This is a genomic window from Corynebacterium uberis (assembly GCF_020616335.1).
In the GTDB taxonomy this organism is placed as follows: Bacteria; Actinomycetota; Actinomycetes; order Mycobacteriales; family Mycobacteriaceae; genus Corynebacterium; species Corynebacterium uberis.
In genome coordinates this window covers 1258024-1271131 of the sequence record NZ_CP085051.1, presented here as the reverse complement: position 1 = coordinate 1271131, position 13108 = coordinate 1258024, and the positions used below count along the sequence as shown (strand labels likewise).

General features: G+C 66.0%; 15 protein-coding genes and 1 tRNA gene. 9 read left to right on the top strand and 7 right to left on the bottom strand.

Going from position 1 to position 13108, the window contains the following annotated elements; genetic code table 11:
- Positions 1-21 precede the first annotated feature (21 nt).
- Positions 22-450, top strand: coding sequence for an NfeD family protein (locus LH390_RS05925; RefSeq protein WP_227282176.1), 429 nt, complete (start codon positions 22-24; stop codon positions 448-450).
- Positions 450-1772 (top strand): SPFH domain-containing protein, encoded by a 1323-nt coding sequence (locus tag LH390_RS05920; protein ID WP_227282177.1) that lies wholly within the window; start codon positions 450-452, stop codon positions 1770-1772. Before LH390_RS05925 ends, LH390_RS05920 begins: the two co-directional genes overlap by 1 nt.
- A 97-nt stretch (positions 1773-1869) precedes the next feature.
- Here the strand turns inward: LH390_RS05920 and LH390_RS05915 are convergent, their stop codons facing one another.
- The 4 genes from LH390_RS05915 to LH390_RS05900 form a co-directional block, all read right to left on the bottom strand.
- Positions 1870-2508, bottom strand: coding sequence for a MarR family transcriptional regulator (locus LH390_RS05915; RefSeq protein ID WP_227282178.1), 639 nt, complete (start codon positions 2506-2508; stop codon positions 1870-1872).
- An 89-nt stretch (positions 2509-2597) separates the two neighbouring features.
- Positions 2598-3350 (bottom strand): TVP38/TMEM64 family protein, encoded by a 753-nt coding sequence (locus tag LH390_RS05910; protein WP_227282179.1) that lies wholly within the window; start codon positions 3348-3350, stop codon positions 2598-2600.
- The gene (locus tag LH390_RS05905; RefSeq protein WP_227282180.1) at positions 3351-3974 is read right to left on the bottom strand and encodes a GNAT family N-acetyltransferase; all 624 of its coding nucleotides are present in this window, start codon (positions 3972-3974) and stop codon (positions 3351-3353) included.
- A gap of 112 nt (positions 3975-4086) precedes the next feature.
- Positions 4087-4175, bottom strand: a tRNA-Leu gene (locus tag LH390_RS05900).
- 250 nt (positions 4176-4425) lie between these two features.
- Here LH390_RS05900 and LH390_RS05895 point away from each other — a divergent pair.
- Positions 4426-5004, top strand: coding sequence for a YbhB/YbcL family Raf kinase inhibitor-like protein (locus LH390_RS05895; protein WP_227282181.1), 579 nt, complete (start codon positions 4426-4428; stop codon positions 5002-5004).
- Positions 5005-5016: 12 nt separating this feature from the next.
- Here LH390_RS05895 and LH390_RS05890 read toward each other — a convergent pair whose 3' ends face one another.
- From LH390_RS05890 to LH390_RS05880, 3 genes are read right to left on the bottom strand one after another with little or no spacing between them, the layout of a single operon-like run.
- Complete coding sequence (locus LH390_RS05890; protein ID WP_227288295.1) at positions 5017-6117, bottom strand: quinone-dependent dihydroorotate dehydrogenase; 1101 nt, start codon at positions 6115-6117, stop codon at positions 5017-5019.
- Positions 6118-6173: 56 nt separating this feature from the next.
- Positions 6174-7247 (bottom strand): YncE family protein, encoded by a 1074-nt coding sequence (locus LH390_RS05885; RefSeq protein WP_227282183.1) that lies wholly within the window; start codon positions 7245-7247, stop codon positions 6174-6176.
- Between the two features lie 23 nt (positions 7248-7270).
- On the bottom strand, positions 7271-8212 hold the full coding sequence (locus tag LH390_RS05880) for an aldo/keto reductase (RefSeq protein WP_227282184.1): 942 nt from the start codon (positions 8210-8212) through the stop codon (positions 7271-7273).
- A gap of 134 nt (positions 8213-8346) precedes the next feature.
- On the opposite strand from LH390_RS05880, the gene LH390_RS05875 reads away from it, so the two are divergent.
- The 6 genes from LH390_RS05875 (at position 8347) to hisG (ending at position 13084) form a co-directional block, all read left to right on the top strand.
- The gene (locus tag LH390_RS05875) at positions 8347-9174 is read left to right on the top strand and encodes an undecaprenyl-diphosphate phosphatase (protein WP_227282606.1); all 828 of its coding nucleotides are present in this window, start codon (positions 8347-8349) and stop codon (positions 9172-9174) included.
- A 91-nt stretch (positions 9175-9265) separates the two neighbouring features.
- A complete protein-coding gene (gene mshC / locus LH390_RS05870) occupies positions 9266-10537 on the top strand; it encodes a cysteine--1-D-myo-inosityl 2-amino-2-deoxy-alpha-D-glucopyranoside ligase (RefSeq protein ID WP_227282185.1) in 1272 nt (423 codons plus the stop codon).
- Positions 10538-10626: 89 nt separating this feature from the next.
- Complete coding sequence (locus LH390_RS05865) at positions 10627-11007, top strand: hypothetical protein (protein ID WP_227337403.1); 381 nt, start codon at positions 10627-10629, stop codon at positions 11005-11007.
- Positions 11008-11170: 163 nt separating this feature from the next.
- Positions 11171-11851 (top strand): HAD family hydrolase, encoded by a 681-nt coding sequence (locus LH390_RS05860; RefSeq protein WP_227282607.1) that lies wholly within the window; start codon positions 11171-11173, stop codon positions 11849-11851.
- Positions 11852-11936: 85 nt separating this feature from the next.
- A complete protein-coding gene (locus LH390_RS05855) occupies positions 11937-12200 on the top strand; it encodes a phosphoribosyl-ATP diphosphatase (RefSeq protein ID WP_227282187.1) in 264 nt (87 codons plus the stop codon).
- Between the two features lie 38 nt (positions 12201-12238).
- The gene (hisG, locus tag LH390_RS05850) at positions 12239-13084 is read left to right on the top strand and encodes an ATP phosphoribosyltransferase (RefSeq protein ID WP_227282188.1); all 846 of its coding nucleotides are present in this window, start codon (positions 12239-12241) and stop codon (positions 13082-13084) included.
- The last annotated feature ends 24 nt before the right edge of the window (positions 13085-13108 follow it).

Here is a 13108-nt window from a genome sequence, read left to right as displayed (position 1 = left end):
GCGTACGGTACGTTGGGGAGCGTGGAAGCTCTCGTCTGGTTCATCGCCGCATTGGTCCTGGCCGCCTGTGAGTTAGCGGCGGGGGAATTTACTCTGCTCATGCTCGCCGGCGGGGCTGCTTGCGCGGCCATAGCGGCCCAGCTGGGGGCCCCGACGCTGGCCAGCGTGGCCGTATTCGCCCTCGCCTCGGCGGGGCTTATCGTCTTCCTGCGCCCCGTTTTGCGTCGACGCATGCAGGCACCGCTGGTGCTAGATACCTCCCCGGCAGCCCTCGTTGGCGCGAAGGCCTCCGTCCTCGAGCGTGTCGACGGCACCGGCGGTCAAGTCCGCCTTGACGGCACCGTGTGGTCGGCACGAAGCATGATCGACGGCCATTCCTTTGAGGTCGGTGAGCAGGTCCCGGTTGTCCACATTGACGGATCCACAGCAGTCATCTGGAAGGAAAGCTAATGGAATTTCTCACCCCGGGCCTGCTCACCACAGTGCTCCTGGTGGTTGTCATAGCACTCATCGTCATCAAATCGATCGCCCTGATCCCACAAGGAGAAGCTGCCGTCATCGAGCGGCTCGGACGCTATACGCGCACCGTATCAGGGGGAATCACGCTCCTCGTCCCCTTCATCGACCGCGTGCGCGCACGCATTGACACCCGCGAACGCGTGGTGTCCTTCCCGCCGCAAGCAGTCATCACCGAAGACAACCTCACCGTGGCCATTGACACCGTGGTCACCTTCCAAATCAACGACCCCGCCCGCGCAATCTACGGAGTAGACAACTACATCGTGGGTGTGGAACAAATCTCCGTGGCAACGCTGCGCGACGTCGTCGGTGGCATGACCCTGGAAGAAACCCTCACCTCCCGCGAAGTGATCAACCGCCGCCTGCGCGGCGAACTCGACGCAGCCACCACCAAATGGGGCCTGCGCATCAGCCGCGTAGAACTCAAGGCAATCGACCCGCCGCCGTCCATCCAGCAGTCCATGGAAAAGCAGATGAAGGCCGACCGCGAAAAGCGGGCCACCATCCTGGCCGCCGAGGGCCAACGCGAGGCTGACATCAAGACCGCCGAGGGCGAAAAGCAGGCGCGCATCCTTGCTGCCGAAGGTGAAAAGCACGCCGCCATCCTCGCCGCCGAGGCCGAACGCCAAGCAGAAATCCTGCGAGCGGAAGGCCGCCGCGCCGCCCGCTACCTGGAGGCCCAAGGCGAGGCCCGGGCCATCCAAAAGGTCAACGCCGCGATCAAGTCCTCCAAGCCCACCCCCGAATTGCTGGCCTACCAATACTTGGACAAGCTGCCCAAGATGGCCGAGGGCAAGGCATCGACCATGTGGATGATCCCCTCCCAGTTCGGCGACTCCCTCGAACAATTCGCCCGGGCCCTTGGACACCAGGACGACAAGGGCGTCTTCCGCTATGAGGCCCAGGACGTCGATGAAGACACCAAGGAGATGGCCGCCTCCGACAACACCGACGAGTGGTTCTCCACCGAGTCAGACCCGGAAATCGCTGCCGCAGTTGCCGCCGCCAACGCGGTGGCCAACAAGCCAGTCGACCCGGCGGTCGCCGAGCCCGTCACCCCGCGGGAGCGGCGCGAACCGGCACCCCAGGCCGCAGCAGCTGCCGCGCCAGCAGCGCCCGCAGCGCCCGCAGTGACTGAGCAGGAAGCACCGGCGTCCATTACCGCCGCGACTGCCGCACCTGGCCAGGACCAGCAGCCAAGCCCCGAGCCGGATTCTGCTACCGCCGTGCGCGCGGATACGGAGCAGTCCTAGCGTCCCGAAGAATTCAGCCGCGGCAGGTGGGAGAGATTTCCTACCGGCCGCGGTTGGGTGTTTTTTGGAGAGGGCAGTGCGTCGGTGTGCCTGACGCTCACTCTTGGGCGGGGGCGAGTGCTCCAGCGGGGCTGGTGACGGCCGCGCTGAGCAAGTTGACTGCCAGCGCCCATCCAGCCTTTTCCGCCGTCCAGCCGGCAGCCTGGAGGCGCTGCGAAATCGCCTGCTTGCTCACCCCGAGTTCGGCTGCTGCCTCCGACTGCGTCAGCCCAGCCCGCACCAGGGCAGTAGCCTCCCGGCCTTCGACGGTGCGCCGGGAAAACACGTGGTGGAGCAGCGTCAACGCGCCGGCAATATTGACCTCATGGCTGCGCGCGTCGCGGCGGGCGCCCACGCGCACGGCAACGCTGCCGGGCCGGGCGCGCGCGGCGATCGGACACATGGTCGGGCTGTATCCGCGTGGAAAGCCTGGGTGCCCCGCACGCCGGTCTTGGGTGACCTGTGGCTGCGCATCAACCCCGAGGACCAGCCCCAGCGCCCATTGTCCATCGGCAAGCAAGGCCATGACTGCGTCGCACAAGCCTTCCGGGGTGTGGGCCTGGGCGCGGATTTCCTCAACGCCGGTGACCTCGAACGGGCCGATTCCTTCCAGCTTGCTCAGCGCCTGTGCTGAGGCGCGCACCAGCTGGGCACGCTGACGAGTATCGCCGCGATACCGGGCGTAGAGAATCATCATGGGCCGCAATCCTCAGCTTTCCCACTGGCTGACCATGTAGCTGCCCAGTCTACCCCTCGCGTCTACCTTTCAGGCTTGACTTTCGGGTCTTATTCTCGGCCGGACTCTGTGCTTCCCGGCTTGATGGGCAGGCGGTGATCCAGCACCAGCCCGCTGACGCCCAGGAGGGCCAAGACCACCGTGACCGCAATGATCGCCGGATTCGCATGACCAGTCAGCGTGTCGCCCAGCAATACCGTGGCAATCGATCCTGGAGCAGAGCCAACGAAGGTAGCCACGGCGAAGGGGGCCACCGCCACCGGCGATAGGGCGCAGGCGTAATTGAGCACGCAGAAAGGTACCCCGGCGATCATGCGCAGCGAGCCCACCGCCAACCAGCCTCGCTGCTCGAGGCGGTGGGTAATAGAGGAGACCGCGGGGTGGCGCAGCCGGGGCGCCATCCAGGCGCCCAGAAAATGGCGCACCACAAGCAAGGACACCACCGCGGAGACAACCGTGGCTGTGAGCGCAATGGCAATGCCTACCGCTGGCCCAAAGAGGATGCCCGCACTGAGCGTCAACACTGTGCGCGGCACCGGAAACTGGGTCACCAGCACATAAGCCGCCCAGTAGGCGAGGGGGAACCAGCCGCCTAGCCCCTGCGCCCATTCGCGCAGGGTGGACAGGGGTGGCACGTCGGCCCATAAGGCTATTGCGGCAAAAAGGAGGCATCCGCACGCCACAGCTGCCTTGCGCGGCCAGGACCACTGGCGCACTGCATGCCAGGCGTCGGCGACAAGGTCCCGCAGGAAGCCACCGATGCCCCCGGCGGCTTCGAAGGTATCGGGGACTGCTGGGCGCACTTAATCCTGCCCGGGAAGGACCGGCGGCTTCCACATGGCGCGCTCACAAGGGCCTGGACCGTGCGCCGGGATCTCACCCAGGGGGACCAGACCTAACCGTTGGTAGAGCGCAGCTGATCGCGGCGTGGAGGCTTCCAAATAGATCGCCTCATCGCCGGCCCTGTCGATGCCGTGGTTGAGCAGTGTTGAGCCGACTCCCTGGCCCTGGGCGCGGGGAGAGACGGCCAGAACGTAGAGGTACCAGTGTGGGAAACGTGGGTGATAGGAGGCGCCCTCGCGGTCACGCAGGAGCTTACGGGGCAGGTTGGCCCCGAAGATGCGGGCGAGGTCCGGCAGGGAGGCGATTTCGTGGCGCAGGCTGGGGCCTCCTTGCGGAGGATCCCACAGGGCTACCCCAACGATGCCGTCGGTGACGTCCGATTCTGCGATGTCAATGAGCCCGGCCGGGGCGTACTGCTTGCTAATTTGGGCGCGAAAAAGGTCCAGCAGTGCGTCTTTTTGGGAATCCGTGGTGGTCAGCCGCTGCATTCGGGCGAAAGAGGGGTCTGATTCGAAGGCCGCGGCCAATAGTTCCATGGCGGGGTCGAGGTCTGCGTCGCGGTATCTTCTGATGGTCACCGTCATGGGATCAATAGTAGTCTGCTACCAATCTGCGCCCCGTCCTGCCCCGGCTGAGCCACGTGTTCACAGGATGCACAAAAACCGCCCCCGGTTGTGTACCGGAAGCGGTTGATCGTGGTGCCCGGAGGGGGACTTGAACCCCCACGTCCGTTAATAGGACACTAGCACCTCAAGCTAGCGCGTCTGCCATTCCGCCACCCGGGCAAGGTGACCTGCACCGTTTCCGGTGAGCGACCTGACATAGATTAGCCTTTGGCGGCTGTCGGAGACAAATCGCCAGGCCACCCGGTATCCGGGCGCTGCTCAGGTGCCTTCCCTGCGGTGAGAATGCCGCGGCGCTCCCGCCGGCGCGAGCACCGGTCTGGGATGTTGGGCATGTCAATGGGTGCGGTCCGGGATCGCGGACACCGTCCGGCGCCCACGCGGGCCGCAGAAAACAGGTAGAAACGAGGCTATGAGCTATTCCTACGCATCAGACAGCAACGCCGAGCGCTTTCCCGGGCCCGACCCGTACGCCCCCTTGGGCTCCCACCCGGAATTTCCGGTGACCTCAACAGACCTTGACGATGGCGCCGCAATTTCACCAGCCCAGGCCGCGCCGTCGAACACGTCGCCGCAGCTGGCGTGGTCCGACCTTCCAGAAGGCACCCGCTCCCTGGCGGTAACGTGCTTCGATCCGGACGCGCCCACGGGTTCGGGCTTTTGGCACTGGGCGGTGTTCAACATTCCGGCGTCCGTCACCGCGCTGCCCACGGGGGCGGGGGAGACGCCAGGGTTGGAGGTGCTTGCCGACGCCGCCGGGGACGCCGCAGCACGAATCGTCTCGCTTCGCGGCGATAGCGGGCAGCGCACCTACTACGGCCCCCAGCCGCCCCAGGGGCACGGCCCGCACCGCTATCTTTTTGCCGTGCACGCCCTGGACGTAGACGAGCTCGATATTGATCCCGATGCCAGCCCCGCCACGCTGGGCTTTAACCTGTATTTCCACACGCTGGGCCGCGGCGTGTTGTGGGGCTGGTTTGAAACGACCTAACTCGACCGCCGACTAGGAGGCGATCCACGGGCGGCCGCAGCCGACCGCCTCTTTAATGTTGGACATGCCTTGGGCGCGCAGCTGGTCTGCCAGCCCGCGGTGGATGTCCCGGATCCAGTCCGGCCCGTAGTAGATCAGCGCGGTGTATCCCTGGAGCAGGTCGGCACCGGCGGCGATGCGCTCCCAGGCTTGTTCCGCGGTCTCAATGCCGCCCACGGAGACGAGCGCCAGCTTGCCTCCGACCCGGCCGTAAAGCCGGTGGAGCACCTCTAAGGAGCGGGCGGCAACGGGGGGACCGGATACTCCGCCGGCACCCATGTCTGCCACGGCTGCGGCGTTGGTGGCTAAGCCTTCGCGGGAGATGGTGGTGTTGGTTGCCACGATTCCGGCGAGCCCGAGCTCGACCGCGAGGTCGGCGACGGCATCGATGTCGGCATCGCTGAGGTCGGGGGCGATCTTGACCAGCACGGGTTTGGTGGTCTCGCCCTGGACTGCTTGCAGGATGGGCCGCAAGGATTCGACGGCCTGGAGGTCGCGCAGGCCCGGGGTGTTCGGGGAGGAGACGTTGACCACGAGGAAGGAGGCGTGGTACTCCAGCAGGCTGGCGGAACGGCGGTAATCGGCTACGGCATCCTCAAGCGGGACCACCTTGGTCTTGCCAATGTTGATGCCCACGACGTCGCGGGAGTGCCGCCGCGCCATGTTGGAGGCCACCTGGGCGGCTCCGGGGTTGTTAAAGCCCATGCGGTTGAGGATGCCGCGGTCTTTTTTCAGCCGGAAGAGTCGCGGCTGCGGGTTTCCCGGCTGGGGTGAGGCGGTGACGGTTCCTACCTCGGCGTACCCGAATCCCAGCGGGGTCCATACGTCAGGGGAGTTGGCGGCCTTATCAAAACCGGCTGCCAGGCCGAGGGGGCGGGGGAATTCCACACCAAAGACGGTGTGGGTCAAGATGTCGTCCTTGACCGGGAAGATGTGTCCCATCATTCGGTTGACCGGCCCGAAGAACTGGCACAATCCCAACGCATCGTTGATCATCCCGTGGATGCGCTCCGGGTCGATGCGGAACATGGCTTTAAGGGCAAGCTGGTAGGCGCTCTGACGCAGTGATCCCATACCTGTGGACTCTACTTCTTGAGGGCGGGGCCGCGCCCCGCAGGGTCGTGGTGAAACTACTTGTGTGCGGCGGAGTCCTTCTCCGCCGCCTTGTCAGTGATTTGCAGGGTCGGTTCGCTGTGCGAGGCGAGGACGAGGGAGCCATCGGGAAGCGCAACCATGGAGGTCGCGTTAGCCAGCGTGGCAACCTTCGCCTTGCGTACGGGTTGACCTTGGGAGATGTCATATCCCGTGGCCGTGTTGGTGGCCGTGGAGGCGACCCACGCCAGGTGTGCGTGCTGGTCCCAGGCGACGGCCCACGGCGAGGCGTCTACGGGCAGGGTCTGATGCAGCCGGATGACGTCGTCGTTGGTGGTGTAGACGGCCAGCTGGGAACCGGTGGTGTCGGAGGCCAGCAAAATACCCTCGGCCCCGACGCTGACCTGGCCTAAGCCGAGGCCGACGCGCAGGCGACCGCCCTGGCGATCGTGGTCAAGGTCGATGTCTTGAACGGTGGTGTCCGCGTTGCACGCGCGCACCACCGCGTCGCGCTGGCCGGTGGCGGGCACCGCAACCAACTGCGAGGTCCCCTCGTCGACGGAGATGGACCGGGTGGTCTCGCCGGGGGTGTGGACGAGGAGGCGCCCATCCTCGGCGTCGCCAGTGACTAGCTCGCCGCTGCTCAACTGGGCGGCCACGGTTGCGCGCTCGCCGTCGCCCAGTTGCTTCTTATCCACGTCCTTCGGGTGGTCCGCTGGCAGCACCCAGACCTCTTCGCCGCACGCCAGCACAAAGGAATCTGCGGTGGCCGTCAGGTCCCCGCAGTGGCCGGGCACATCAATGACCGCTGGGGTGCGCTCACGGAATTGCTTCACGGATCCGACGGCCAACCGCTCCCCGGAGCGCACGGCGATGGAACCGTTTCCGCTGGTCTCCATGTCCGTGACATGATCAAATCCCGCCGGCAGCGCCACCGTGGAGCCGGTGGGGTGGGCGGGTTGCGCCGGGGAGGCCGCCGGCGTGGCGTTGCCCATGTCTGGGTCGAGGGAATCGTCGCGCTGGGCCTGGCAGGCGGTAAGTGCGGCCGCACAAATGAGGACCAGGGCCGCACTAGCGCGCCGCTGCTGACGGGGGGCCTGAGAACTGCTCACACTGGGCAACTCTAGCAGCGCGGTTAACGCGAAACGTCGTCGAGCGCTTCCTCAATGGCGCCCGGCAAGCCGCCGGCGTGGGCGGTGAGCTGGGAGACCAACTGGGAAAGCACCGGGGCGGTGGTCACGGGGACCACGGTGGCGCTGATCCCCGGCCGGCGGCTGACCCAGTTGATTGCCACGGCGTCCATGCTCACTCCCAACCCCTCGGAGGCGGTGCGTGCTGCTTGGCGTATCGCGTCGGTGCGCTGGCCGGCGAGCGCATGGGCTTCCGCGCTGACTTCGGCGGCGGTGCTGGCGGTTCCGGGTGTTGCGGTGGTGAGTGCGGGGGCGTCGGAAAGCAATCCGTGACCTAGGGGGGCACGGGCGATAATGCCCAGGCCGAGGTGCTCGGCGGCGGGGAGTACCTCTTGTTCGGGGCCGCGCTCCACGAGGGAATAAGAGGCCGTGGCCGTGATCAGCGCCGGGCCGGTTGCTACCGCGGTGGCCGCCAGCTGCCAGCCGGAGTAGTCGCACACCCCGACGTAGCGGGTTTTCCCGGATGCGACCAACCCGGTCAGGGTGCTGGCCACCTCGTCGAGGGGGGTTGCCGGGTCCCAGTAGCCCAGGCTCAACACGTCGACGTAATCGGTGCCCATCCGGGCCAGGGCATTGTCCAGGGCGCTCATGATCGCGCGGCGGGAGCAGTCCACTCGCCGGCCCACGGGCTGGCTTAAGTCGACGCCGACGGACACCGCCAGCACGAGGTCCTGGCGGTTGACTGTGGCCAAGGCCTGCCCGAGCTGAACCTGCCCGGCATGCCGGGGTGCGGCGGGGCAGGAGGTGACCAGGTTGCCCCCGGCGTCGACCAAGGTGCCCAGGATTTCGGCGGCGGTTTTCTCATCCATCGTCGAATCCCAGCCGGTGGTGTCCACCCCTATGCGTGAGACTCGAAGCCCACTGCGGCCAAGCGTCGTGATATCCACGCCCCGACTCTAGCCCGGCGCAACCACGCTCGTGCCACCGCTGTCAGCATGGGGCGCGCGGTAGTAGGGTCAACCGGGTGATTGACGTGACGTACCTCGCCTCGGGCGCTGCTCCGGAGGCCGCAACAGGCGCGATGTCCTGGCTGCAAGTGATCGTATTGTCCATTGTCCAGGGCCTGACGGAATTCCTACCGGTCAGCTCGTCGGGGCACCTGCGCATTGTCTCGGAGCTGTTCTGGGACGCGGACGCTGGCGCCTCCTTCACGGCGGTAGTCCAGCTGGGTACAGAGGCCGCGGTGCTGGTGTTTTTCGCCCGCGATATCTGGAACATCATCGTCGGGTGGTTCGCCGGCTTGCTGGACTCCTCCAAGCGCGGCTTCGACTACCGCATGGGCTGGATGGTCATCGCCGGCTCCCTGCCGATCGGTCTGCTGGGTTTCTTCCTGCAGGACTTCATCCGCGGTGCGCTGCGCAACATGTGGATCACGGCGACGGTGTTGGTGCTGTTTTCCTTCGTGTTCATCCTTGCCGAGCGCATCGGCCCAAAGAACCGCTCCTACTCCGAATTGACCATGCGCGACGCCCTGACCATGGGTTTGTGGCAGTGCCTGTCGCTCATCCCCGGCGTTTCGCGCTCGGGCGGCACGATCTCCGGCGGCCTGTTCCAGGGCTTGGAGCGGGAGGTGGCCACCCGGTTTTCCTTCCTCCTGGCCATCCCGGCGGTGCTGGCTAGCGGCCTGTTTTCGCTTCCCGACGCCTTCGATCCCTCGGCAGGCCAAGCTGCTTCCGGTTTGCAGCTGCTCGTGGGCACCGTCATCTGCTTCGGGCTGGGCTATGCCTGCATCGCCTGGCTGCTGAAGTTCGTCTCCCACCACTCCTTCTCCTGGTTCGCCCTGTACCGCATTCCGCTCGGCCTGCTGCTCATGGTGCTGCTGGCTACCGGAGTGCTCAGCCCGGTGTAGCCCGAGCCGGCGACCCGGCCGCCGCTGAGGGGGCCTAGCGGCGAACCGGGTCCGCCGCCCGCGCCACGGTGGGTGCCGTTAGAGTATGGGCATGCACTCGTGGCCTTCTCCAATGATCAACTCTGCCCCCGGAACCCCGGAGCCCCTCTGCCTGTTTGATACCGCCGATGCGCGGATCAAGCCGGTAGAAATCCCCACCTCCGGGCCCGTGGGCATCTACGTCTGTGGGATTACCCCCTACGATTCGACCCACCTGGGCCACGCGGCAACCTACCTCACCTTTGATCTCATCTCCCGGGTGCTCCTGGATAACGGCCACCAGGTTCACTATGTACAAAACGTCACCGACGTGGATGACCCGCTCTTCGAGCGCGCAGCACGCGATAACGTGGACTGGCGGGAACTAGGCACCGACCAGATCAACCTCTTCCGCGGCGACATGGACACCCTCGATGTCATCCCGCCCCAGGACTTTGTGGGCGCTATGGAGGCGGTCGATGAGATCGTGGACATGGTCGCCCGGCTGCTTGAGGTCGGTGCAGCCTACATCGTGGATGATCCGCAGTACCCGGACGTCTACGCATCCATCGACGCAACAGACCACTTTGGCTATGAGTCGAACTATTCGCCGGCGCAGATGGCGGAGGCGTTCCGGGAGCGCGGGGGAGACCCGGACCGGCCCGGCAAGCGCGATCCACTCGACGCCCTGATCTGGCGCGCCCACCGGGACGGCGAGCCCGCATGGCCGGCCCCCTGGGGGGCAGGGCGCCCGGGCTGGCATATCGAGTGCTCGGCAATCGCTACCCAACGCCTGGGCAAGCACTTTTCCATCCAGGGCGGCGGCTCGGATTTGGCCTTCCCCCACCACGAGTTTTCCGCCGCCCACGCCGAAGCCGCGCTGGGGACTGCCCGCATGGCCGGCCACTACGTGCACACCGGCATGATCGGGCTGGACGGGACAAAAATGTCTAAGTCCCTAGGAAACCTGGTCTTTGTCTCCCACCTGACCCGCGACGGCCATGATCCCAGCGCCATTCGCCTGGGCGTATTTGCCGGCCACTACCGCACCGACCGCGACTGGTCGGATCAGGTCCTCGCCGCCGCTGAAGCCCGGCTGGACCAGTGGCGAAGCGCCGCCGCGGAGGCCGCCGCGCACGGCGACCCGCGTGCGGCAGACACTGTGGCCCGGCTGCGTGCCCGGCTCTCCGACGACCTGGATACCCCCGGCGCCCTGGCGGTCCTGGACGAGTGGGCCGCGCAGACAACTCAGGAGAGCGGAGAATCCCAGCCGGATGCGGCCGCCTCCGGGTCCACGGTGGTCGCCGACGCGGTCAGTGCGCTGCTCGGCGTCGAGGTGCGCTAGCCGGCAAGCCGAACCCGCGCGGTGCGTGCTGGCGCTGGAGTGGCGCTCCCGCGGGCGTCGATAAGCGTGGGGTGACACAATGGGAAGCCATGAGCATCAGACACCAGCTCCAGCCGCGCATTGACGCCTTCATCGAGGACCTTGAAGTCTTTGCCACGGGCTCCTACCTCAAGGAAGAGGAACGCGCCCTGTGGGAGCCGCCCTTCGACGCCAAGGCCCTGGCTCAGCTGCGCTCCCAACTGGAGGCGTTTGCGGATCGCGTTGACACGCTCGGGCCCCAGTCCGATCCCACGGTGCTGCGCCAACTGGTCGTGCACACCATCGATCAGCTGGAGGCGTTCAACCAGGAGCACGCCGGGGCGGTCGTCGAGCCGGAGGAGCGCGAGGAGATCAACTTCCTGTTCGTCTCCGCGGCGCGCGCGGCGGGCGTGAGCGAAGAGGACATCGCCGAGCTGCCACAGCTGGACTAGTCACCCAACCGCCGTGGACTAGGTGGCTGGACCAGACATGACCTACCATGGGGTCAATGGTCATACCGTTTCCTTGCACGTGCGCGGCCGCGCCCGGGTCACACCGGCGCCCGTGACAGCATCTGCCGGGAACCCGTGCGAAAGGTCCGTGAGTAAGCCCTTGATGATTACCGCCATTTTGTGGGATATGGACGGCACCATGGTCGACTCCGAACCGTTGTGGGGGATAGCCACCTACGAACTGTCGGAGAAGCTGGGCCGCCGGCTGACCCCGCAGCTGCGGGAGACCACCGTCGGGGGATCCTTTGCCAACACGCTGGCGGTGTGCGCCACACATGCCGGCGTGAGCGTGGACGCCGCGCAGGCCAAAGAGCTACACGACGCCATGTTCGCCAGGGTGCGCGAGCTTTTCGACGCCCACCTGGTCCCGCGCCCCGGCGTGCGCGAGCTGCTCACGGAGCTTGCCCACAATGATGTACCCATGATGGTGACCACCAACACCGAGAGGCAATTGGCTGACCCCTCCATAGACGCGGTGGGGCGATCCTTCTTCCGCGGCTCCATCGCCGGAGATGAGGTGCCGGCCCCCAAACCCGCGCCGGATATGTACCTCGCGGCAGCGCACTCCTTAGGGGTGGCGCCCGCGGACTGCCTGGTCTTTGAGGACTCCGCGGCTGGAATGGCCGCCGCCGCACAGGCGGGATGCCGCGTCATCGGGCTGCCAGAAGACCCGGACGCGCCGCTGCCCGCCGGGGCGCTGAGCATGCGCGAGCTGTGCGGCACCCGTTCCTTCGAGGGGGTCCGCGCGGCGGACGTCGAACGCTGGTATCAGCTCTTCGCCTAAACTCGCCGCCCATGCGCGCGGATGAACGGAAAACGGCGCCACTATTTCCGCCCGCGGTTCGGCTATTCGTGCGATAATGGCGCGAATGAAGAACTTTGAAGAACTGTTTGCAGAACTGAGCACCAAGGCCCAGTCGCGCCCCGCCGGTTCCGGGACGGTAGCGGCCCTGGACGGCGGGATCCACAACATTGGCAAGAAGATCGTCGAGGAAGCCGGGGAGGTCTGGCTGGCGGCCGAGTACCAGTCCGATGAGGAGCTTTCTGAGGAAATCTCTCAGCTCATCTACTGGGCCCAGGTAGCCATGATCGCTCGTGGCCTGCGCCCCGAAGACATCTACCGTTTCCTTTAAGAACCTAAGAATCGCCGCTAGGAGTGTAAGCCAACCCCATGATGAAGATTGCCGTTCCCAATAAGGGAGCTCTCGCAGAGGTGACGTCGACCATTTTGCGGGAGGCGGGATATGCCACCCGACGAGACTCCAAGGCGCTCAACGTTGTCGACCACGCCAACGGCGTGGAGTTTTTCTACCTGCGCCCCAAGGACATCGCTATTTACGTCGCCTCCGGGAAGCTGGACCTGGGCATCACCGGCCGAGATCTGGCACTGGATTCCCGCGCAGAGGTCCATGAAGTGCTCACCCTTGGCTTTGGCCGATCGACCTTCCGCTTCGCCGCACCCTTGGGCTCTGACTGGACGGTGGAGGGGCTGGAGGGGCGCACCATCGCGTCGGCCTACCCGAATCTGGTGCGTGACTACCTGGAGCGCCAGGGGGTCAACGCCACAGTGATCCGCCTGGACGGTGCGGTAGAGATTTCCATCCGGCTGGGGGTGGCAGATGTGATCGCGGATGTGGTCTCTACGGGCGCGACGCTGCGCACCCAGGGGCTGGAGCCTTTCGGGGAACCCATCTGCCAGTCTGAGGCAGTGGTGGTGGCAGGCCCACACCTGACGCTGGGGGAGGACCACGAGGTCATCCTGCGGCGGTTCGAGGGCATTGTGCACGCGCACAACTACCTCATGCTCGACTACAACATTCCCCGCCAGGATCTGGAGGCCGCCACGGCAATCACCCCGGGTTTGTCCGGCCCCACGGTTTCGCCATTGGCAACTCCGGACTGGGTGGCCGTGCGCGCCATGATTCCCCAGGCGGATGCCAATTCCGTAATGGATCGCCTCTCTGCGTTAGGCGCGCAGGCTATTTTGGCTTCGGATCTGCGAATCGCCCGAATTTAGCTAACAATTGATAGTTATCCCCAA

Excerpts from the sequence above, each read along its gene's own strand:
- LH390_RS05860 (WP_227282607.1), top strand. The coding sequence starts at position 11,171 with ATGATTACCGCCATTTTGTGGGATATGGACGGCACCATGGTCGACTCC.
- LH390_RS05855 (WP_227282187.1), top strand. The coding sequence starts at position 11,937 with ATGAAGAACTTTGAAGAACTGTTTGCAGAACTGAGCACCAAGGCCCAG.
- LH390_RS05915 (WP_227282178.1), bottom strand. The coding sequence starts at position 2,508 with ATGATGATTCTCTACGCCCGGTATCGCGGCGATACTCGTCAGCGTGCC.
- LH390_RS05905 (WP_227282180.1), bottom strand. The coding sequence starts at position 3,974 with ATGACGGTGACCATCAGAAGATACCGCGACGCAGACCTCGACCCCGCC.
- mshC (WP_227282185.1), top strand. The coding sequence starts at position 9,266 with ATGCACTCGTGGCCTTCTCCAATGATCAACTCTGCCCCCGGAACCCCG.
- LH390_RS05890 (WP_227288295.1), bottom strand. The coding sequence starts at position 6,117 with ATGGGATCACTGCGTCAGAGCGCCTACCAGCTTGCCCTTAAAGCCATG.
- LH390_RS05865 (WP_227337403.1), top strand. The coding sequence starts at position 10,627 with ATGAGCATCAGACACCAGCTCCAGCCGCGCATTGACGCCTTCATCGAG.
- hisG (WP_227282188.1), top strand. The coding sequence starts at position 12,239 with ATGATGAAGATTGCCGTTCCCAATAAGGGAGCTCTCGCAGAGGTGACG.
- LH390_RS05895 (WP_227282181.1), top strand. The coding sequence starts at position 4,426 with ATGAGCTATTCCTACGCATCAGACAGCAACGCCGAGCGCTTTCCCGGG.
- LH390_RS05920 (WP_227282177.1), top strand. The coding sequence starts at position 450 with ATGGAATTTCTCACCCCGGGCCTGCTCACCACAGTGCTCCTGGTGGTT.
- LH390_RS05875 (WP_227282606.1), top strand. The coding sequence starts at position 8,347 with ATGTCCTGGCTGCAAGTGATCGTATTGTCCATTGTCCAGGGCCTGACG.